18 protein-coding genes and 1 pseudogene are annotated in these 21,552 nt (G+C 55.7%); 10 read left to right on the top strand and 9 right to left on the bottom strand.

The genetic code is table 11. The features are described 5' to 3' along the window. Positions 1–79 precede the first annotated feature (79 nt). Positions 80–1,030 carry a GlxA family transcriptional regulator gene (locus AACY19_RS14465; RefSeq protein ID WP_339451212.1) on the bottom strand — a complete coding sequence of 317 codons (951 nt, stop codon included), beginning with the start codon at positions 1,028–1,030 and terminating at the stop codon, positions 80–82. Positions 1,031–1,254: 224 nt separating this feature from the next. On the opposite strand from AACY19_RS14465, the gene AACY19_RS14460 reads away from it, so the two are divergent. Further along, a complete protein-coding gene (locus tag AACY19_RS14460) occupies positions 1,255–1,977 on the top strand; it encodes a pirin family protein (protein WP_339451210.1) in 723 nt (240 codons plus the stop codon). Between the two features lie 49 nt (positions 1,978–2,026). On the opposite strand, the gene AACY19_RS14455 is transcribed toward AACY19_RS14460, so the two are convergent. Both AACY19_RS14455 and AACY19_RS14450 read right to left on the bottom strand, forming a co-directional pair. Continuing rightward, a complete protein-coding gene (locus tag AACY19_RS14455; protein ID WP_339451208.1) occupies positions 2,027–2,488 on the bottom strand; it encodes a hypothetical protein in 462 nt (153 codons plus the stop codon). A gap of 217 nt (positions 2,489–2,705) precedes the next feature. Further along, a complete protein-coding gene (locus tag AACY19_RS14450) occupies positions 2,706–3,581 on the bottom strand; it encodes a LysR family transcriptional regulator (protein ID WP_339451206.1) in 876 nt (291 codons plus the stop codon). A gap of 113 nt (positions 3,582–3,694) precedes the next feature. Between AACY19_RS14450 and AACY19_RS14445 the strand changes: the two genes are divergently transcribed. The 4 genes from AACY19_RS14445 to AACY19_RS14430 all read left to right on the top strand — a co-directional run bounded on the left by AACY19_RS14445 (position 3,695) and on the right by AACY19_RS14430 (position 7,913). Further along, positions 3,695–4,966: a YbfB/YjiJ family MFS transporter gene (locus tag AACY19_RS14445; protein ID WP_339451204.1), complete on the top strand. Its 1,272-nt coding sequence runs from the start codon at positions 3,695–3,697 to the stop codon at positions 4,964–4,966. A gap of 72 nt (positions 4,967–5,038) precedes the next feature. Beyond that, positions 5,039–6,037, top strand: coding sequence for an NAD(P)H-quinone oxidoreductase (locus tag AACY19_RS14440; protein WP_339451202.1), 999 nt, complete (start codon positions 5,039–5,041; stop codon positions 6,035–6,037). Between the two features lie 112 nt (positions 6,038–6,149). Next, positions 6,150–7,094, top strand: a complete 945-nt coding sequence (locus AACY19_RS14435) for an alpha/beta hydrolase (RefSeq protein ID WP_339451200.1) — start codon at positions 6,150–6,152, stop codon at positions 7,092–7,094. A gap of 177 nt (positions 7,095–7,271) precedes the next feature. Further along, positions 7,272–7,913 carry an SGNH/GDSL hydrolase family protein gene (locus AACY19_RS14430; RefSeq protein ID WP_339451198.1) on the top strand — a complete coding sequence of 214 codons (642 nt, stop codon included), beginning with the start codon at positions 7,272–7,274 and terminating at the stop codon, positions 7,911–7,913. 63 nt (positions 7,914–7,976) lie between these two features. Here AACY19_RS14430 and AACY19_RS14425 read toward each other — a convergent pair whose 3' ends face one another. Then, complete coding sequence (locus AACY19_RS14425; RefSeq protein WP_339451196.1) at positions 7,977–8,306, bottom strand: hypothetical protein; 330 nt, start codon at positions 8,304–8,306, stop codon at positions 7,977–7,979. Between the two features lie 736 nt (positions 8,307–9,042). Here AACY19_RS14425 and AACY19_RS14415 point away from each other — a divergent pair. After that, positions 9,043–9,231, top strand: a complete 189-nt coding sequence (locus AACY19_RS14415; RefSeq protein ID WP_339451192.1) for a hypothetical protein — start codon at positions 9,043–9,045, stop codon at positions 9,229–9,231. A gap of 54 nt (positions 9,232–9,285) precedes the next feature. Here the strand turns inward: AACY19_RS14415 and AACY19_RS14410 are convergent, their stop codons facing one another. Together AACY19_RS14410 and AACY19_RS14405 are read right to left on the bottom strand one after the other, a co-directional pair. Then, positions 9,286–10,077 (bottom strand): DUF6694 family lipoprotein, encoded by a 792-nt coding sequence (locus AACY19_RS14410; protein WP_339451190.1) that lies wholly within the window; start codon positions 10,075–10,077, stop codon positions 9,286–9,288. Positions 10,078–10,394: 317 nt separating this feature from the next. Further along, positions 10,395–10,856, bottom strand: coding sequence for an anti-virulence regulator CigR family protein (locus AACY19_RS14405; protein ID WP_339451384.1), 462 nt, complete (start codon positions 10,854–10,856; stop codon positions 10,395–10,397). 524 nt (positions 10,857–11,380) lie between these two features. Here AACY19_RS14405 and AACY19_RS14400 point away from each other — a divergent pair. The 4 genes and pseudogenes from AACY19_RS14400 to tnpB all read left to right on the top strand — a co-directional run bounded on the left by AACY19_RS14400 (position 11,381) and on the right by tnpB (position 16,608). Beyond that, positions 11,381–12,835 (top strand): annotated as a pseudogene (locus AACY19_RS14400) (tyrosine-type recombinase/integrase). A 365-nt stretch (positions 12,836–13,200) separates the two neighbouring features. After that, the gene (locus AACY19_RS14395) at positions 13,201–15,771 is read left to right on the top strand and encodes an AAA family ATPase (protein ID WP_339451188.1); all 2,571 of its coding nucleotides are present in this window, start codon (positions 13,201–13,203) and stop codon (positions 15,769–15,771) included. A gap of 220 nt (positions 15,772–15,991) precedes the next feature. After that, positions 15,992–16,309, top strand: a complete 318-nt coding sequence (gene tnpA, locus AACY19_RS14390) for an IS66-like element accessory protein TnpA (protein ID WP_084317901.1) — start codon at positions 15,992–15,994, stop codon at positions 16,307–16,309. Positions 16,310–16,386: 77 nt separating this feature from the next. Beyond that, positions 16,387–16,608, top strand: coding sequence for an IS66 family insertion sequence element accessory protein TnpB (gene tnpB / locus AACY19_RS27935; RefSeq protein WP_143521905.1), 222 nt, complete (start codon positions 16,387–16,389; stop codon positions 16,606–16,608). A 43-nt stretch (positions 16,609–16,651) separates the two neighbouring features. On the opposite strand, the gene AACY19_RS14385 is transcribed toward tnpB, so the two are convergent. From AACY19_RS14385 to AACY19_RS14375, 3 genes are read right to left on the bottom strand one after another with little or no spacing between them, the layout of a single operon-like run. Then, positions 16,652–17,215, bottom strand: coding sequence for a condensin complex protein MksE (locus AACY19_RS14385; RefSeq protein ID WP_024678242.1), 564 nt, complete (start codon positions 17,213–17,215; stop codon positions 16,652–16,654). Next, positions 17,199–18,605 carry a hypothetical protein gene (locus AACY19_RS14380; RefSeq protein ID WP_339451180.1) on the bottom strand — a complete coding sequence of 469 codons (1,407 nt, stop codon included), beginning with the start codon at positions 18,603–18,605 and terminating at the stop codon, positions 17,199–17,201. Before AACY19_RS14380 ends, AACY19_RS14385 begins: the two co-directional genes overlap by 17 nt. Then, the gene (locus tag AACY19_RS14375) at positions 18,602–21,550 is read right to left on the bottom strand and encodes a hypothetical protein (RefSeq protein WP_339451178.1); all 2,949 of its coding nucleotides are present in this window, start codon (positions 21,548–21,550) and stop codon (positions 18,602–18,604) included. Before AACY19_RS14375 ends, AACY19_RS14380 begins: the two co-directional genes overlap by 4 nt. Positions 21,551–21,552 lie beyond the last annotated feature (2 nt).

Genomic DNA, 21,552 nt, shown 5'->3' with positions numbered 1-21,552 from the left:
TGGCAGCCTCAGGTGACGGAACAACCGTCACACAGGGCGCAGCACGGACATCCGGGTGCGCCAGACGGACACAACCGCTCTAGCTGAACTGTTCGCGGTACTGCGCTGGGGTCAGGCCGAGCCTTTGCGCGAACAGCGAGCGCATGTGTCGCACGCTGCCGAAGCCGCTTTTATAGGCCACTGTTTTCAAAGGAAGCTCGCTGGTTTCCAGCAGATTTCTGGCGCAATCAATGCGGGCGTTTTGCAGAAACGCCATCGGGGTCATGTTGAGCTCACGGGTGAACACCCGGGCGAAGTGCCGGGGGCTCATGTTGGCCAGGCCGGCCATGCGCTCGATGGTGAACGCTTCGTCGAGGTGTTCGAGCACGTAATGCTGCGCGCGGGTGATTGGCGTTTCCTGCGGTGAGACAGCGGCCATCAACGGGCTGAATTGCGCCTGCCCCCCCTGACGCCGGGTCACCACCAACAGCACCTTGGCCACGTCCTGGGCAAGTTTTTTGCCGTGATCGCGGGCCACCACCGCCAACGCCAGGTCGATGCCGGCCGTGACGCCGCCGGAAGTAATCAGATTGCGGTCTTCGACAAAAATCTGGTCGGTGGCGACGCTCGCCTTCGGGAAGCCCTTGATCAAGCGCTCGGTGTAATTCCAGTGGGTGGTCACGCGGTAGCCGTCGAGCAATCCGGCATGCCCGAGCACAAAGGCACCGGTGCAGATCGATCCATAGCGCTCGACACGGGGAACCGCGCCTTTCAACCAATCGAACAAACCCGGGAATCTTTCGTTGTAGGCACCGGGGCCGCCAGGAACCAGCAGCAAATCATAGTGATCGTGGGCGTCGTCGATATGCCGGTCGGCGTGCAGCCAGACACCATTGGAAGCGCGCAAGGCGCCGTGTTCGGTGCCCAGGGTGATCAGTTGATAATGGAATTCGGGGTTGAGATAGCGGTTTGCGACCGAAAACACTTCCAGCGGCCCGGCCATGTCGAGCAGAAGAAAGTCGGGGAACAGCACCATTGCCACGGTTTTCATTGAAGTTATTTTCGCAGAGATCAAAGAACAATAAACGCACGGAACAAGGTGAGCATTATGGCCAACTTACGGTTGAACGTCGGAAAAGAATGCGTGAACCATGACGCAAAACTGTCAACCTGACGAGGACAGTCTTTCAATTTTCATCTACTTATTGCGCAAAAGGGTTAACAGTAAGCTTCTCCTCACTCGGACGAATTCACGTCCCGCAAGGAGATTTCATCATGCTGACTCTTCGCAAAGCCTCTGATCGTGGCCTCGCCAACCATGGCTGGTTGAAGTCGTTTCACACATTTTCCTTCGCCAGCTACCGCAATCCGCGTGAGCAGGGTTTTTCCGACCTGCTGGTGATCAACGATGACCGCGTCGCCGCCGGTAAAGGCTTCGGCCAGCACCCGCATCGCGACATGGAGATTTTTTCCTACGTGCTTGAAGGCGCCCTGGAACACAAGGACACCCTGGGCACCGGCTCGGTGATCCGCCCCGGTGACGTGCAATTGATGAGCGCTGGCAGTGGTGTGGCCCATAGCGAGTTCAACCATTCGGCCACAAAACCCGTGCACTTCCTGCAAATCTGGATCGTGCCGGAAATCAGTGGCGCCAAACCGCGCTATCAACAGGAGCACTTCAGCGCGCAGAAAAAACGCGGTCGCCTGCAACTGATCATCTCGCCGGAAGGCAAGGATGGCGCGCTGAAAGTACGTCAGGATGCGCGGGTCTTCGCCGGGCTATTCGATGGCAAAGAGAGCGCCACCCTGGAACTGCCCGCCAACCGCTACGCCTATGTGCATGTAGCTCGCGGCAGTGTCGAGTTGAACGGCGTGCAGTTGCAGGAAGGTGACGGCGTGCGAGTCCGTGAAGAACAGGCGCTGACCTTGAGCAATGGCGTCGATGCCGAAGTACTGGTGTTTGACCTGCGGCCGCAGGAGTTGCCACAAATGCCATGAGGCAGTGCCTTGACGCCCACAGAAACGGCCTTCAGTTGAAGGCCGTTTTTTATTGGGAAGGCAAAGGTGTTGGCAACATGTCCCGCCTTGCTGCACCGATGTCCTTACCGACCTGAACAGCCGCAAGCGCCGTCTGCACCGTGGCCAACACGGCAGCCTGATTGGCGAAGTGCGCACCGACAACGAGCGTGATTACGCCAAGAAGATGCACGGTCGTTGCCGCCCAGTAACTCGCTTTTACCGTTGAGGCCTGTTTGTTGGCTGCCTTCGACTCCTCGGTGAGTCTTTGCATCCCTTCCCATATCAAATCGTAGCGTTTGTCTCGTTCCCTATTGTTCTCGAAGTAAGCTTTGTCCCTTTCTGCCTGAGCCAACATAAACGCATCAATTTTTGCCGAGACTTCGTTCACCCACGTATCAATTTTTGCCGACACCTCGTTCACACGAGCGTCCATTCGAGTCTCGATGATCTCGATCCTGGCGTTGAATTCTTCACGTCTGATGTCGCTCATGGCTGGCGGATTCCGACCTTTGCTTGTCGTGTCACTGACTGGATGATGACTGACTTCCCTGACTTTCATTCGACACCTTCAGCAGGTTACCGAGGCCTTCCCTGGCCCAATGACGTCAACAATAGAACCCTCCTCCCCGACCGACAAGCCGGCGTATTCTGACCCTGCTGTAGGCCGTTTCGTCAGCCGATGTAGCCCCGTCAAATCAGCTTCGTCGTCATTCGTTTTCCTGCGCAAAGGCCTCGACAATCTGCTCGATCACCGCCCGCACCCGCGCGGTGTGGCGCAAATCGGCGTGGGTCACCAGCCACACTTCATAAGGCTCTGGCCGGGTGCGCTCGGGCCAGAGCCTGACCAGGCCATCCCGTTCGCCCATATAAACCGGGATTTCCCCCAGCCCCAAACCTGCCGCGATGGACCGACGGACCAACAGACTGGAACTGAGGCCGGCGACGATCCGCCCGCGACTCAGCGGCTCGCTCACCAGCGTCATGTCCTTCTTGCTTTGCAGATACGGTTGGTAGACCACCAGGTCATGGCCTTCGAATGCCGTGCCCGGTTGCGGTACACCTTGCCTATCGATGTAGGCCTGGGCCGCGAAAAGTCCTACGGGCCAGCGCGCGATTCGCCGGGCGATCAAGTCCGGATTGTCCGGCCGCGTATTGCGCACGGCGATATCCGCTTCTCGCTTGGCGAGGTTGAGAATCTGTGTGGAGGCGTCCAGTTGCACCTGCACGTCCACATGCCGTTCATGCAGGCGGGCAATCGCCGGAATCAGAAAGTCGATGGCCAGTGAGTCGGTGGTACTGACTCGCACCGTACCGGTCAGCCGATCATCAAGGCCTTGAATCCGTCGCTCCAGCTCCAGCGCCGAATGCTCCATTTTCTCCACGCTTTTTAGCGCAGCCTCGCCCACCGAGGTCAATGCGTAGCCCTCGGACGTGCGCAAGAACAGCGTGGCGCCGAGGGACTTTTCCAGGGCCGTGATGCGCCGCCCGACTGTGGCCTGATCCACCCCAAGAACCCGCGCAGCCCCACGCAATGTCGCTTCACGACAGACGGCGAGAAACATACGCGCATCATCCCAATTCATGCCTTTCCCCTCTGATGCATTTACGCATCACTGTCATGACAAATCGCTGCATTATCGCAGCAACGATAGCCGATATGCTGGGCGCCATAAACTTTCCACTGGACTGTACCCTCATGCGCACTCCAAACCCCGCCGCGCTCTGGCTGCCGATTTTCGCCGGACTTTGTGCCAGCCTGGTCAGCATTGGTCTGGCACGCTTCGCTTACACACCGCTGATTCCTGCATTGATTCAGGCCCAATGGTTCTCCGCCAACGATGTGGTTTATCTCGGTGCCGCGAATCTGGTGGGTTACCTGATCGGCGCCCTGCTCGGCCGCCCCATGGCCCGTCACCTGGGCAATAAAACCACGCTGCGTCTGATGATGCTGGTGGTCACCGCCGCGTTCTTTGCCTGTGCATTTCCGTTGTCTGTGCGCTGGTTCTTCGGCTGGCGGTTGCTGTCGGGTGTCGCCGGGGGCGCGATCATGGTGCTGGTGGCCGCGACCGTGCTGCCCCATGTCCCGCCGTCGCGCAGAGGTCTCGCCAGTGGCGCAATCTTCCTCGGTATCGGCCTGGGCATTGCCGGTTCCGGAACCCTTGTGCCGCCACTGTTGAGCCTCGGCTTGCACGCGACCTGGCTGGGGCTGGGTGCCTTGGCGCTGCTGCTGACTGCGCTGAGCTGGTTCGGCTGGCCGGCGGACTCCGCACAGCCGACGGTTGCCCACGCGACGACGACTGAGCCGACACCGGCCGGCGTTTATTTGTTGTTTGCCCAATATGCCTTCATGGCTGCCGGTCTGGTGCCAGCGATGGTGTTTCTGGTGGATTACGTGGCGCGAGGCCTCGGAGCCGGGCCCCACATCGGTGCGCTGGTGTGGGTGATGTACGGCGTGGGCGCAATCGTCGGACCGGTGAGTTATGGCTTTCTGGCCGATCAGTTCGGTGCGCGTCTGAGCATCCGGCTGGTGCTGGTGATTCAGGCACTTGCCCTCGGAATGCTGGCCGTTTCCCATTCTTTCCTGGCCTTGGCGTTGCTGGCGGTGATCCTCGGTTCATTCCCGCCGGGCATCGTGCCGCTGGCCCTGGCCCGGGTGCATGAACTGATCCCGCAGCACCATCGCCAGCAAATTGCCTGGAGCCGCGCAACAGTCTCATTCGCCACGTTCCAGGCATTGGCCGGTTTTGCCTACTCGGCGCTGTTCAACGCCACGGGTGGCCATCACGCCTTGCTGTTCGTGATTGCCGGCGGTGCGATTGTCGTGGCGCTGCTGCTGGAACAAGCCCTGAACCTGTGGACCCGCACAAAACGCAGTGACGCAGAACCTGCTCGCGAATGCGATGTTGCTGACGTCACAGTATTGAGTGCCCCGAGCCCTTCGCGAGCCTCCTCGCCCACACAGGGCTAGGGGCAATCGGCCGGAATTTATCAATCACGCAGTACTCCCATTTACACGAACCCTTTGCCTGGAGGAATCACCATGTCCTTGCCCAATGAAATGACCCGAATTGAAATCACCGAACCCGGTGGCCCTGACGTCCTCCAGGCTAAGCAAGTGCCGCTGCCGACGGTCGCAGAAGGCGAAGTGCTGATTCGTGTCCACGCCGCCGGCATCAATCGCCCCGATGCCCTGCAACGGGCCGGCAAATACCCGATGAAACCCGGCATGAATCCGATTCCAGGCCTCGAAGTGGCCGGTGAAGTGGTGGCGCTGGGTGCCGGGGTCGAGCAGTTCGCAGTGGGCGACCGGGTGTGTGCGCTGACCAATGGCGGCGGGTATGCCGAATACGCAGCAGTGCCCGCCGGCCAGACTTTGCCGATTCCCGAAGGACTCGACTGGGTCCACGCGGCCGCGATCCCGGAAACATTCTTTACCGTTTGGGCCAACCTGTTCGGCCTCGGTGGTGCCAGCAAAGGCCAGCGAGTGCTGATCCACGGCGGAACCAGCGGCATTGGCACGACGGCGCTGATGCTCTGCCGCGAATTCGGCATCGACGCCTTCGCCACCGCTGGCAGCACCGAAAAATGCGCGGTGATCAGTAAGCTGGGGGGTCAGCCAATCAACTATCGCGAAGAAGACTTCGCCGCCGTCATCGCCGAGAAAACCGCGGGCCAGGGCGTCAACGTGATTCTCGACATCATGGGCGGCTCGTATCTCAACGCTAACGTCAGCGCGCTGGCGATGGATGGCCGGCTGGTCATGCTCGGTTTCCTCGGTGGCGCGCGTGCCAACGAGTTTGACCTGCTGGCCATGATGGCCAAGCGCGCAGTCATCACCGGCTCTCTGCTGCGTGCCCGCACAGCCGCGGAAAAAGCCGGGATCGCCGATCAATTGCGCAAGCACGTGTGGCCGGCGCTGGCGGCGGGCCGTTGTGCGCCGCAGATCGACAAGGTCTATGCCCTCGCGGACGCCGCCCAAGCCCATGCGCGCATGGAAGCAGGTGACCATATCGGCAAAATCGTCCTGCGCGTCGATTGAGCCATTGCAGCATTTTGTAATCGTTGCATGAGGACGATGGTCGAAAATGTCACGCGCAGACCGAGGCATCTGGTAAAAAGCGTTCTTTGTCTGCGCGCTGGTGAAACGTTTAATGTCCCTTTCCTTCATGACTCGTCTGAGACGCCGCCGTCTGGCGTTCGCCTGCATGGCGGCGCTGATCATTGGCGTGCCGACGAGTTGTGCCGTGCTTGAGCACACCGAACGCAAGCTGCTGTTTCGTATCGAACCCGGCACGGCGGGCTGGTATCGCGGCCTGCCCGACAGCGTGCAGGAACTCGACTTGCAACCGAAGCGCTTCAAGGCGGGGCAAAATATCCATGCCTGGTGGTGGCCGGCAGAAAAGGCCAATGCTCCGGCCATCCTTTATCTGCATGGTGTGCGCTGGAACCTCACCGGGCAGCTGTTTCGTATCGAGCAACTGCGCGCGGCGGGCTATTCGGTACTGGCCATCGACTATCGCGGTTTCGGCAAGAGTCGCGGCGATTTGCCGTCGGAAAGCAGTGTTTACGAAGATGCGCGGGTGGCGTGGGAGCGCTTCAAGCTGCTGCAACCGGACCCGGGCAAACGCCTGATCTACGGTCATTCCCTCGGCGGTGCGGTGGCGATCGATCTGGCGGCGGAGCTCGGTCAGGATGCCGCGCGGAATCACACCCCATCACCGGTGCGCGGTCTGGTGATCGAATCCACCTTCACCTCACTGGCGGACGTTGCCGCGGCGGTCGCCAATACCTCGCTGCCCGTGCGCTGGCTGCTGTCGCAGAAATTCGATTCCATCGACAAGATCGCCGACATTCACATGCCATTGCTGGTCGTGCATGGCCAAGCCGACGCCTTCGTGCCGCCGCGCTTCAGCGAGCAGCTATTCAACGCCGCTGAACAACCCAAGCGCCTGTTGCTGGTCCCCGGTGCCACACACAACAACAGCATGGCGCTGGGCGGGCAGAATTATCGCAAGGCGCTGGATGCCTTGATGCAAACCAGACCACTGCCGCGCGTTGCCGGCCCGGCAATGGTTAAAAACGCCCGGGACACCTGAACGAACCATCGGCCATCCACACAAGAATATTCGCAGCATCGACTGGCATTTGACCGTTCTAACGCGCTCTGGCTGAAACAGAAACTGATGATAGTATTGCGCCTCTTCCGTCACTCCTCCCATCTCGACTCGGTTCACAGACTTCGGTGACTGTGGCAATGCAAGCGGATTTACTTTATGAAAACAATCAGATGGATGGGCGACTCGACGACGATTGGCGCTACCGTTCTGCCCGGTGAGAAGTGGCTGGTCGCGCCAGACAACACCATGGCTACAGCGACACGTCTGCTCAAGGAAAAGTTTGGCGAATCCGCCATCAGCAGTTTCAACGACGGCGCCAGTTCCAGCGCGATCATTGACTGGTATGCCGGTTCCGCAGCGACGCCGAACAAACCGCTGATGCCATCGTTGGCCCAACGGATGACCACGCCCGAGTATCAGGCCATGAGCATCGGTGTGCTGGAAATCGGCATCAATGACGCCACCAAGTCGACCACCACGGCAGACTTCGGATGGTATCTGCAGAAAATCCGCGAAACCTTCAATCAACACGGAAAGACGCTGGTCATTGCTACGCCCAATCCGATCAACCATCCAAACCTGCCACAGCTGCATAACCTTCAGATCGCGATCAAGAGCTTTGCGTCGTGGTTCAGTGTGCCCTTGATCGACCACTACGGCACGATCATCAGCATGCCGAACTGGCGCAGCCTCATGGCCGACAACGGCCATCCCACCAATACGCTTTACAGCGTCAAGGGCGCTCTCGCGGCCTGCACACTGGACGGCCTGATATCGCCAATTCCTCTGCACACCTGAACCATCAGGCCTGGACACCGAGATCAAAAAAAGCCCAACCTCTTCAGGTTGGGCTTTTTCATGTCAGCGCTGCGCCAGTTCGTGCCGGACACACTGCTCGTAATACGTCTGCTTAACGGCCGCAGGCTTGAGCCTGGAAGTGCTGTTGTAAGTCTGCTCGGTGATGCCCATTGCCGTCATACGCATCCACGGTTGCTTGAATTTGCGCACTTGCAGTTGCTTGCGGGCGCCATACAGTGAAACCCCGGACAACTTGGAACGCTGAGCACCGGCGGCGATATCCGACCCCCAAGTACAGGCAAACCGATGACTCTTGCTCAACTCTTTCGCTTCAATACTCGAGGCGACAACAGCCAGGGAAAGCGTTGCAACGGCTATGACAATCGTCCGCATAAAGCCAACCTAACCTTTTGAAAAAAGGCGAGTTTGCCGACGAAATCGGCTTTCGGGGGCCAGCAATTTGCCGCCTTCAGCGTTTTTTTCGAGCAACCCGTGACTGTCTTGCCCTTCTACGCTGGATGCGGATGCCGCCCGTCCGAAGCATGGCACGTTCGGAGCCGGTACTTTTCCAACGCTGTACACGCATGGTTTGGAAGACACCCTCATGAACAGGAAAATAATGGCTCTAGGGCTCACCGCGTTCGTCTCCATTTGCCCACTGTTTGCGCTTGCAGCTGAGAAAACCGGAGGATCTTCCGCACCGCCCACAGCGATGCCTGGGGTGAATCAGGGAGGCTCGGAATCGAAGGAGGACAAGGCTGACAAAAAGGGAGAAGAGGCTTCGGGGTCTAACTCGGGGGCCGAATCCCATGAAACCCAGAAGGATGCAGAAACCTCGAGCGATTCCGCAGATGTGAAGAAATCCGGGCAGTGACTGACCGCAACTCGTCGTCCCAGTAGATGGTGGCGCTGCGCCATAAATGATAGCGTTGGCGATCATAATCACCGATGGTGCGTCATGCTCACACGATGTCTTGCTACAGCGGCGGTCCTGTTGTCTTTTACGCTTGCAGCCCACAGCGCACCTCTGCCCAGCGCTTATGTGGAAGAGTGTCAGCGCGTCGAAAACTCGGCCAAAGCCATAATGAACGCCAGACAAGGTGGAGTTCCCCTCGCGACGGTGCTGGACATGGCCGACACCTACGCAAAGGAAAGCGAATACGTGGGGAACCTGTACAAGGCATTGATCGGGCAAGCCTACGACCTGCCACGGGAGTCGGACGAGGGGAAACAGCAGCAGGTAGTGGCTGATTTCCAGAAGACGTTCTATACGCTCTGCATGGATACGGCACAACGAACAGCCAGCAAAAGCCCCTGAAGAACCAGGCGAATCATCAGACAGCAAAAACCCGCCGAAGCGGGTTAATGAAGATCAGGCGCCGTACTGTTTTAACAATGCATCCAATCGCGCTTGTTCAGCCTCGCTCAAACCGCCGGCATCAAACAAAGCTTTACCGTCCGGGCCATCAAGTCGATAGACCTCGACGGTAAAAATCGCACCTGCCGGCGCTTCGATCTTGCCCCACTTTCCAAACTTGTTGGGCAACAACTGCCAGGTCGCGCCCTCTCCCATTTCGAGGCCGCCGCTGATTTCATAGTTGAACGTGTCGACAAACCACGGAACGGCTCGTTCTGGACTGGCAATGGTGCCCTTGAAGTAGGCACGAGAAACCGGATACGAAGTGCCGTTCTGCACGGTCAACTCGATAACCGGCTGAGCAACTTTCGAGTACTTGTCGGCTTGCTGTTCCAGGAGCCTCGATCTCGACACCGCGAACTTCGCCAGTTCGTTTTTAGCAGTTTCGGCAGAAGCTGCTTTGGACTTCAGTTCCTTGATTTCCAGCAACGCCTGCTCTTTTTGCTTCTGCTCGTTCGCCGCACGGATCGTTGAGGCCATCGTGTGCACATCAGCAGCAGTCTTGCCGTCCAGACTTAAGCTGTTGTCTTGCTGCACGCCCACCAGCGAGGTATTGCCAATACTCAGGTTGCTCATGGCAATCAGCATCAGATCCGCCGCGAACTGTTTTTTTTCATCAGCAGAAAGCTTTTCAGCCACCTTCTTTGAGGACTCCTGCAGCGACGCTTCAGTGGTCGCATCCAGCTTCGGATCACCACACCCTGCAAGTAATGCTGCAACCAGCCCAATCAACAACATCCGTTTCATTAATTCACTCCTGACGAACAGAGCCGCTCGACAGCGGCCCTGTCACTTGATAATGGGGGGGGAAACGGAGGGAATATTAGCGTTTTACGCTTGGCAAAACATCCGATACAGACATTTATGCAAAAGTAGAAATGCCCTTTCTGCGCCGAGAGCATCAAACGCGCAGCGATCAAGTGCAAACACTGTGGCGCGGACATTCCGGCGGCGTTCTGGTCTATGAGAGGCCAGTAACGTCTATCAAGAACCGGCGTTTTGGCGCTAAAAGCAGGGATAAACTATTTCATGGCTAAGATCACCATCAAACAGCCATTCTCGCCTTAATCGAATGCTCCGTTGAGCACCTCGTAAATTATGCCGGAAGCAATAGCGACGAGGATCAAATCATTCCCCGCTTGCTGCCACTTGTAGCCTTCGTAATGAGGCAACTTACTCACCAACCTGCCGTCCAGCTTCTTAGCGATGCCCGGAGGAAGAGGCTTTCCTCTGGCTAGATTCTTTTGTATTCCAGGTGGCAGCGAAGGTCCTGGACTCCAGTAATCACGGTAGCCGTCAAGCACCCCCAATACACCGCCTCGGTCGATACTGGGGCCATGACGCCAATCTTCTGCGCTGGAACCTTGCCCCTTTTTGCTCTGGTTGCCATGGCCTTGGCCGCCCTGGGAGTTGCCTTTCCCATTGCCTTGTCCTTTACCGTTGCCTGGGTCGGCCAAGGCCGGCATTGAGCCTGCGGCCAGTGCAACGCAGGTAACAGCGGCTATAAGCGAACGTGATTTAAACATGACTGTTTTCTCCAGAATGGAATACTCCTTGGAAATGTAGACGGTACTACCAATGTAGTTGGCCGGGTACCAACTATATGCGCGAATTGCCATGCAACGCTTAGCGAACAGATCGAAACACTCGGTCAGCAGTAAGTCGATGGCGCAGGCAGTGTTCGCAGTTCAGCATCCGGCATAGCCAGGCTTTCAACCGATTCGCGTGGGCCGGTGCTGACAATCTTGAAGAGGAAGCAGGCGTGAGAAATCGAGAAGTCACGCAAATGTCACGCGCATGAAAAAGGCCAATGCTGTGAACATTGGCCTAAGTCATTGAAAAATATGGTCGGGACGGAGTGATTCGAACACTCGACCCCTAGCACCCCATCTCCTTTTTCATACTTCTTGAAAGCTTCCAAAATTTCACTCTGGATTTTTCTAAGCTAGTATTTACTTGAGCTCCAGCGGTGTTCTGCTCTACGAGAGTCCAGTAACGTCCATCAAGAGCCGACGTTTTTGTGGGGGTAAAAGTAGGGGGAACCTATTTTATGGCCAAAATTACCATCAAAGAACTCGAGTCGCTGACTCCCAACGATGCCGGCCGAATCCTCCGGGAGGATGGCAATCTGGCCGGTCGAATCTCAGTCCGCAAGGACGGTGTGTCGGTCAGTTTTTTCTATCGTTATCGCTGGGGCGACCAGAACAAAGAGTACGCCTGCGGAACCTGGCCGCGCAAATCCCTGACGGACATCCGCAAGGCACGCAACTAGGCCCGGGCGCTCATCGATGAGCAAATCAATCCTAACGAGCAAAAGAAGACCGCCAAGACACAGGCATACGCCGCGGCTGATATAGAGGCCGAACAGGTAAAGACGTCGAAGGCGCAAACACTGACCGTCCAGGATCTGGCCAAGGCCTGGCTGTTGGATGGCGTCGCGCGTAAAGACGGCAATGCCGAGTTGCAACGACGCTTTAACAAGGACCTTTTGCCAGCACTCGGCAAGACCGTAGTGAGCAGCGTCTCCGAACACGATGTTCGGGCGCTGATCCGAGCAGTGGTCAACCGCGGTGCTCACCGGCAAGCCATCAGTTTCTTCGCCGACCTCACTCAGATGTTCAGCTGGGCCAGAAAGCGTCAACCTTGGCGGGCGTTGCTGGTTGAGGGTAATCCGACGGAACTGGTCGACATCTCCCCCTTGATCCCTGCCGACTACGAAGCCGAAAGAAGCCGCATCCTTTCCCCAACTGAGCTGTTGGAACTGCACAACCGCTTCCAACAAATGACCGCCGATTACAACGCCCTCCCCGCGGGCCAAAAGTACGACGGCATTCGTCCGCTAAAGAAGGAAACGCAGCTCGCGCTCTGGATTAGCCTGGGCACGCTGTGCCGGATTGGTGAATTGCTCCAGGCTGAATGGAAAAATATCGATCTGGACCGGCAGACCTGGTTTCTCCCCAGCGAAAACGTCAAAGGCACTCGGGGCAAGAAACAGGACCACCACGTCTTCCTCTCCCCCTTCGCCCTGCATTTCTTTCAGGAGCTCAAGATACTGACGGGAGACCCCCAGTGGTGCTTTCCGAACAAGCAGGACGACGGGCATGTGGACGTAAAGGTGGTGAGTAAACAGGTCGGCGATCGCCAGGCCCGGTTCAAAAACCGCAAGGCCCTCTCACGACGGCGTCACGACGATACCCTGGTCCTGGCCGACGGCCAAAACGGCGACTGGACGCCGCATGACCTGCGCCGCACGGGCGCGACCATGATGCAGGCCTTGGGGGTCAGCCTAGACGTCATCGACCGCTGCCAAAACCATGTACTGGCCGGTTCTAGGGTGAGACGCCACTACCTGCATCACGACTATGCCGAAGAGAAGAAACGTGCCTGGAATCTGCTGGGCGATCGACTCAGTGCTGTGTTGTCCTCCGCCTACGAGCACCCTCCGGCCGAGTCGATGATTTCTTTCCCAGCCTATACCGAGAATGGATTGCTACCGACTTCATAAGTCGGCATCTTCAGTACTGAGTAATCATAGTTTCGTATGACATCGCCGAGCGCGCTATTTGGCTCGATTTCTGCCCATCATGACCGGCAAAAGTCGGCCAGCAGTTGCCAGTCGCACGTCTAAAAAAGTAGCGGCGATTCAGCCGCTGGCAACGAGCCAAAAGCAGGCACTCAACGCGTCTACTAAACCGGGGACGATTCACCTTGCGTAGTTAAACGAACTCCCACTTGTGCGGCAGCAACAGTGTAAGCCAGCCGCACATCATGGACGCAGCGCGAAGACTGCAATTTTAAAAGCGCGCGCTAAATTGCTAAGCTAATGGCACTCTGCTAGCGTCTCCTGACTTATAATCAGAAGGGAATCGTATGGACGCGCAGGGACAGGTACGCATCTGGCTACTTGAGCAGCCGGACTGGCTTCAGGAGGCTGCTGATCGGCTGCTTAAAAACGGTGACCTCACCCAGGATGACATTTCCCAGATTGCCGCACTGTTAAAAACGCCGTCAGGGCAGGCCGTCTCGAAACATCGAACATTCGATGAGCTAACACACGCTCCAGCTGGCTCTGTGCTCCGATTGCGAAGTATTGCAGACGTCACAGGAATTGAGAGCCTTGGTCCCAGGGCGCCTTTAGACTTTGGTACCGGCAATTTAACGGTTATCTACGGGCATAATGGCTCCGGCAAGTCCTGTTACACGAGGATTCTGAAAAAAGCGACAGGCAAAGCTCGCGCCAGTGATCTCAAACCAAACGTTTTCCAAGCGGCTCCAGCTTCCAGCAAATGCACCCTCAGCTTTGAACTGGATCAGTCATCGGAAAGCGTTGAATGGCATATCACCCAACCCGCGATTGAACAATTGCGGGAGATAGACATCTTCGATAGTGAAGAGGCGCTCCATTACCTGAAAAGCGAAAGCGCGGCCACGTACAGCCCGCCCATCATGGGTTTGTTCGAGAAGCTGGCCAATGCGACTGATTCGGTTAGGGACACCTTGCAGGCTGAACAAGATCAGCTTGTGAGCCAGCTCCCGGCTATCCCCGCTACCCTCAAAGACACGAGCGCCGGCAAGAGCTATCAAGGCCTTAGCGCGCTGGCACCATCAGCTGTCGATAATCTTTTACGCTGGACTCCAGAGAACGCAGGTAGTTTAGAAGCGCTCAATGAACGACTGAAGACCAGTGATCCCTCATCGCTTGCGAAACAGAAACGCGACACCTGCGTCCAAGTAACCAATATCGTCAAAGGCATCAAGATAGCCGTGGCGGCGTTCGGCGCTGAGCAGATCCAAACTATCCGCACTCAGCGATCAAACGCCCGTGACAAACGACGTATTGCGATCGAAGGCGCGCAGGCCAAATCAGCGATTTTAGAAGGCGTCGGTACGCCGACATGGAAAGCAATGTGGGAGGCGGCTCGCGCATATTCCCAAACGCCGTATCCGGACCAGCATTATCCAGTTACCGTGGACGGGCGCTGCGTGCTCTGCCATCAAGAACTATCGGCTGAAGCCCAAGATCGACTCAACGATTTCGAGCTGTTTGTACAAAGCCGCCTGGAAACAGATGCAAAGTCTGCCGAGCAAACTTACAGCGAAACTCTCCGTATGCTTCCTAACAGCCCGACGGAGGCCGAGGTACAGACGCAGTGCACTGCGGCAGCTTTGACCACGCCCGAGTGGATGGCAGCAGTGTGGGGCTTTTGGAGAGGTGTCGGAGAATCGAGGAAAGCCCTGCTGGATCACGAGCAGTCAGGCTTGGCGGGTACGGTCCCCGATGTAGCCGCGAATCTCCTTGTACTTGAACAATTCGCGCAGCAGCTGACTTTGGAAGCAGACCAATTCGATCAAGATGCGCTTCAGTTCGACAGGCCGAAAGCTGTCGCTGATAAAACCTCATTGGAGGCTAGCCAATGGGTTTCGCAGCAAAGTGAAGCAGTCAGGAAGGAACAACAGAGGCTCAAGGACCACAAGCTGCTCGACAAGCTGAAGACTAGTGCAAGCTCTCGTCGTATCTCTAACAAGGCAACCGAAATCTCCGAAAGCGTGGTTACCGAGTTGTACGTCAAGCGCTTCAATGATGAGCTGCGTGCTCTAGGTGCCACCCGAATTCAGGTTGAGTTGATAAAGACCAGAACCACTCGGGGTAGAGTGCTTCATCAACTCAAACTCAAAGCTCTCAAAAATGGTGATCACTCGCCTGACAAAGTGTTGAGCGAAGGTGAGCGTAGGATCATATCCCTTGCAGCTTTCCTTGCGGACGTTACCGACAAACCAGGTGTCGCCCCTTTCATTTTCGATGACCCAATCTCGTCGCTAGATCATGATTTCGAATGGAAAGTCGCATGCCGCTTAGCTGAATTGGCTAAAGAACGGCAGGTCCTTATTTTTACGCACAGGCTTTCGCTTTACGGAGCGATGGATGACGTTGCCAAGAAAGTTGGTGATTCTTGGAAGAAGGATAACTTCCAGCAAATGTGCATCGAGTCCTTTGGTGGAGCATCAGGACACCCTGCTGATCAAGCAGTGTGGAATAGCTCGACGAAGACCGCAAACAACATCCTGCTGACTCGCGTCAGGGACGCCAAGAAAGCGGGCGAAGATTCAGGTGCAACTGCTTACTATGCCTTAGCTCAAGGTATCTGTAGCGATTTCAGGAAATTAATCGAAAGGTCGGTTGAAGATGACCTTCTGTTTAAAATCGTCGTACGCCATAGGCGCGGCATTTCCACAGATGGTCGTCTGCCTGCCCTTCTCGGGATCACCCGTGAGGATCTTCAAAAAATTGACGAGTTGATGACCAAATACAGCTGCTTTGAGCACAGCCAGTCTGATGAGATGCCGGTACAAGCTCCAGAAGAGCCCGAACTGAAAGCCGACATTGAATCGCTCAAGCAGTGGCGAGATGACTTGGAAGGCCGAAGGAAAAAGGCAGCTTAAACTCAGAAACCACGCAGAACAATCATCTGATTGCGCCGCTTGGCGAGCGGCGCAATCAACACGATTAACGGATTAACCGTTCGCTGACGACGACTTGGGGTAACCATCCGGGCATCCCACCTTGCGCTGAGGTGTAAGCGAACGGTGAACACGCCTACCGATCTCCCAAATTAAGGGCGATGGTGTCCGCTTATTTTTAAGCGGACGCGATAGCCCTTAAATGCGCCAACGAAGCTCTTACTCCAAGTCGTTCAAAGCCCAGGTTGTCCAGGAATGCCTGCAGCCCGGCGCCTCCATTTCCAGCGTGGCCATCAGTCATGGCATCAATGCCAACGTGATCCGTAACTGGCTACCACTTTTCCGAGATCAACTACCCGCAACCCTGTCGGCGTTTGTTCCGGTAAAGGTCGCCCCGAAAAGGCAGGCCGAGTCATCGGTGATCATCGAGCTGCCATTTGGCGAGCACACCATCACGGTGAAATGGCCGTCTTCCGATCCCGAAGGATGTGTCAGTTTTGTCCGTGGACTTGCTTCGTGATCCGCATCGACGCAATTTGGCTGGCCACCGAACCGATGGATATGCGCTCCGGCACCGAGTAAGCGCTCGCCCGGGTCGTGGCTGTCTTCGGTGCGGCGCAGCCGCACTGTGCTTATCTCTTTGCCAACCGCCGAGGCAATCGCATGAAGGTGTTGGTGCACGACGGACTGGGCGTTTGGTTGGCGGCACGGCGTCTGCATCAGAGGAGGTTTTCCTGGCCGAGTAATCGGCACGGCGACCTAATGGAGCTGAATTCTGAGCAGCTCCAGGCATTGGTGGTATCTATGTCGAGGATGTGATGGAGGGTAAAGAAACCATCTACCAATTGATAAAGCCGGAAACTCAAGCCACCATAACTGCACCTGGTTCAGCATTACTGTACTTAAATACGTCGTCAAAGAACGCTAATCCAGCATGAGTCAATACCAGATTGCCTTTTGCATTCCTGTAGGCGATCCCACGCTGCTCGAGATTTTTCCTAACTGCAGATGCAAGAGCCTCCCCTTTCATGTTGCTGGCAGACATGACATCTTGTTTGTCTTCTCCCTTCCCGATCTCCTCCATGATCCCATCAGACACACCAGCTTCCCCGTCGCGCAGAATATCAAGCTGGTAGCCCTGTTCATGCAGTCCGCGAGCAAGGATCAACAGCAGAACCTGTATTTTCCTGACCACCTCGCTGTACTCCTCATCGCGCTCGACTGAACGGATGTAGATAAAGCCATTCCGCATCACCAACTCAAACCCGATGTTCAAGTACAAGGGCTTGTAGCTCTGATCGTAGTTATTGAGCATCTCTTCGAAGAGCGGGTTGGGTTTTATTTCACCATTCTCGTAGGTGTCTTTGTTGATCACCTTCCCCGACATCAACTCTTTGTAGATGGCTTGGCTAAGCTGTTGTCTCACTGCCCTGCTCCTCGATCCTCAATTTGTAATAGGTCAACTTCTGCCTGTCATCCTCAATCACCCCTAACTGGAATCGAGGGGTTAGCACAATGTCCTCTCGGTGCTTTAGCCAAGACACGCCTTCCACTAGGTCAGCAATTTCGTAGTCGCTGATCTGCTGGGCCAGATGTGCGTGAAGCGACGCATGGGCGTCAGGCCCAACCTGAACATGCCACTCATCTATCAGCCTTCCAATTAGTTTTCTGCGCACGTCTAAAGCACGCCTGGCTTTGAGCACGTCCTCTCCAACTGGCTCAACAGACGTTGTTGTTACTTGGGTATTTTTAAGTGAATCCAGGCTACTCCGCAGATGCTCCTGAATGTGAAGCCAATGGTCTACGTTGTGCCATTCAATCTTGCTATCGGCTCTCTGCCTCTTCATGCCTTTGAAGGTAGAGAAACGCTCCAGTACCTCATGATCTTTAGGGATGAGGTTGCCCCTTAGTTTCCCGTCATGGAGCTCCCGACAGGCAGCCAGTAGATCGTTGAAAACACTCTCAACCTGGTCGTACTCACGACGCTGACGTTCATTCTGATGCACGTAGCGCTGCAGAGACTTGCTGATGACCTCCACGTCGTAGCGATAGGAGCGAATGGATGCCACTGCATAGAGAACCTGCTGACCCAATTTTGGCAACTTGGCATCGCGGAACATCTCGGATATCCGCAGCAAGGCAGTGAGTGCCGGCAGGCCTTTCTTCAGAGGTTCCCTCTCGTTGAGGAACTGCAATGTGGGGAGAACATGCCTACCGTAGATTCGGGTGATCGCCTGCAAAGCACCGCGAGCCTGCTTCACCTCGTCGAGGTTCTCAAGGCTCATCACTTCGACGATCTCCGCCAGGCGAAGAGTCTGCCCCTGAAGACTGTCCACGTTCTCCTTGATCTTCCCTTGAGCGTAGCGGATGCGTTCCCGGAGTAGCTTAAGCTCATCCTCGAACGTGTCGTTCCCCTGCTCAATCACTGTCAAATCGCGAAGCTTTTCAAGACTATCATTGAAGCTGTCGCACAGCGCCTCAAGATCGGCGCTACTCAGCTGTCGAAGACGCGATCTATCAAAGTGGCGAAATAACTCGATCAAAAACGGGGCGAAGGCAATGACTCCTCGCTTGGTGTCATGGTGCAATATCAGGCTTGCTCGGACGAGGTTACGCACGTCGAAGGCCGCTTCAATTTTTTGCCGATCGGACTTACTGTCTCCCAGCGAATCAAGCAGCTTCATCACTTTGGACTCGTACAGGCGAGTTGACACTTCTTCGCCAGCCGAGCCTTCATCCATGATGTCGATAAGATCAAGAAAAATGTGCTTATGCTCGATCATGAGCATGACCGTTTTGTCTGCTGCAACGATCATCCGGCAGTGATCTCCGCAACAGCATCGGCGGGATCTTTCTTTGTTCTCAGCGACTCGCTTTCACCTGTGTAGATCACTCGACGTAAGTGGCTGTATGCCCTGTCGGTGGCGAGAAAATGCGAAAGGTCGATGTAGTTTTCGATTACTTTCGCGATAGTAGACGTCGGCTCCGGCGTTGCCCCGAACAGCACGAACCCTTCTGACTCAGCGATGCCACGCGCAGCCTTCAGATTCAAGTGGCTCAGATTCGACAGCTCATCCATTACCAATGGCAAACAGATCTGTGTATTCGCAACCAGCAGCCTACGCAGAAGAATCGATAGCAGGCGGCAGTTAATCATTGCCGTAGTACCGTTGGATTGATCCTCTTCGGTGTACTTGTCATGCCCACGCTTGCGGTACCGATATCCAACCCGATCAATCAGTAGGCTCATATCCAGGGTGGTCCCCCGACGGCCACCGTTAACAAAGAACTCGGTACAGAAAGCTCGTAATCGTTCATACAAGCGCTTCTCGTGGAGCCCGGTTGTCATGAGGTTTATGGAGTCAATATCGACCAACAGCTCTTCGAAATGGGGATTCAATACGCAGTAAATCTCGATCGCCTCGAGGTCAGACACACTGAACTCCGAGAGCTGGTCATCTACCTCTTTCTCGAACTCCTTGATCATCCTTCTGGCGTGTTTGATTTCGTCGATTTGAATAGAGGTATTCGAGTTATGCGCGGTGACCTTGGCCTGGTAGGTCTGCTGCTCACCTTCCAAGGTGCCAAACATCGCCGCGAAAGCTCTCCGACAGCTACGCATCCGACTCAAGTCATGGAAAGCATGGTAGCCAAAGTCTCTGCCCTCTTCGCCCAGCAAGTTACGTTTCAGCAGTTCATCCAAGGCCACTTGCAGAGCTTCTCTGCTCTTGGCTACCTCAGAAGCGAACTGGGAAATCTCCTTGATCTGGCTAGGGTGAAAGAAAGTATCGCGAGCTTTCAGCTTCATTTCGCGGATCGAAAGGCATCCTAAAGTGATCTCAGCTACGTTCCGGATCTGCTCAAGGTAATTGCGCAGATCTTCGTTTTCCTTCCTGCCCCTGGCGAGCACTTCTTTTGCGCGCTCAACCTGTACCGCTAGGTCCTCCAGCTCGCCGGCGGCATCCGCCACACTCTCATGTAGCTTGGCCAACTCTACCGTCTGTTCCCCCACCTCAAGTTCCAATGCTTTCTGCTGCTCGCGCATGTAGCCATGCCGACTGAGTAGTTGAACCTCTTCATCAATTTCAATCCGCTCGCGGGTCAGCTTCTTAGCTTTCTCCTTGGCCTGCTCAGCAGTCAACTTGCTGTCATCGTTTAGGCGCTGAATGAGGTCATCACAGTCCTTGATATCGTCATCCAGTTTGATCAGGTCTTGCTCGTGCTGCTTCCTTGCTCTGGTCGGGTCGAAAGACATGAAACCAAATGAGGTCTCCTGGCTCAGGAAGCTGATGAAAGAACCTCGCTCCTGGAATAGGCAGCCAAACTCTTTGATGGCTTGCTTCTGGTCAGAGTTGAGTCGAGGAGTCAACTTGGTGAACAGCGTAGAGTTCAAGCTACTCAGAACCGACGCACTGTGACGATCGACCTGCTCGAGAACAGTTTCCACATGTTCATCAAGAATTTTTCGGAGTTGGTCGCGCTGATGGAAAAGACTGTTCTTATTCCTGATCGCCTGGGCTAGTTGTTCAGCGCTCTGAACCTTGTTTGTCAGGGTCTCGATCTCTGCGGTCAACTCTGCGGAGAGATCGGATAAAAGCTCGCGGACCTCATGCTCTGTTGTGCCAGGGTAACGCCGAAGAATCTCGCTGACCTTGAATAGCTGCTTTTGGACACCGTCCAGATCCTTATGCCGGAGACTCAGTGCTCCAGCCAGCTTCAGATACTCAGCCTTGACCAGACCGTGGTGCTGTCTCTTAGCTGAGTGAGCCACATCAAGAGCCTGATATCTCTCGGATGCTGCCTTAACATCATCAAGAATGCTGGACTGCCTTTCAGCCAAGGCATGCTCAACATCGACGATACTCTGAACGATCAGTTCGGATTTCGTCTCAAACAGTTGGAACTGGTTATCAAAGCTCTCCCAAGACCTCCGCGCGCTTTCTATGTCCGCCAGGCGATCGCCTTCTTTTTTCAGGTTCTCATAGTCATCGAGGATCTCGCTCAGGCTGACACTCAGCTCTGCATTCTTACGGTCCTTATCCCCCTCGATGATCGTAGCGATAGTATCCGGCAGAGTGCGGTTGTCCTTCGCCCCAATGTCGAAGGCCAGGTGGATTAGCATCTTCCACGCTTCGATCTCGCGTGCTGTACCGCCATTCCTAAGAGGCAGCAAGCAGAATCGGCCCTCCTCACGATTAAGAGCCTGTTGACCGAAGAGCCGCTGGCGAATGACAGCACCGTCGTTCATTGCCTCCCCGCCCCGAGCTCGGAGATCCGAAAGCACACCAGAAAGTGAGATGCCTTCTATCGGAGCCCCCATGCCTCCATTGATGGGCGACTCAAGGTCCCAAAACATGTGCTGGATATCGGCATACATGCAAGGTACTGCCATACGGCCGTATGAGAATGGTCGATTCCCTCGGTGCAGGACCAAACAGAACGGGCCGTGCATGTTCTCTGCTTCGAGGATGATGAAGGAGTGGTTTTCCGGGAAATAGTAGCTGTAGCTAGCATCAGTCGAGTAGTACGTCCCGGCCGGCCCCTTGAAGGCGAATTTCTTAGCGCAGCTCTTGAAGTTCTCGTGTGGCAGCAAAAAAAGCTTCAATGCATTCAGCATCGAGGTCTTTCCGAGGTTGTTCTGGCCACACAAAGCGGTGTGCTTGTCCACGCGGATTACGGTGTAGGCATAGGCAGCACTGTTAACAAAAATCAGCCTGTGGAATTTGTATACATCCTGGAACGCAGAGGAATCGCTCAACATCA

The organism is Pseudomonas sp. EA_5y_Pfl2_R50 (assembly GCF_963970475.1).
Lineage (GTDB): Bacteria > Pseudomonadota > Gammaproteobacteria > Pseudomonadales > Pseudomonadaceae > Aquipseudomonas.
The sequence above is the reverse complement of the archived record's forward strand: the minus strand, read 5'-3'. Positions and strand labels throughout refer to the sequence as shown.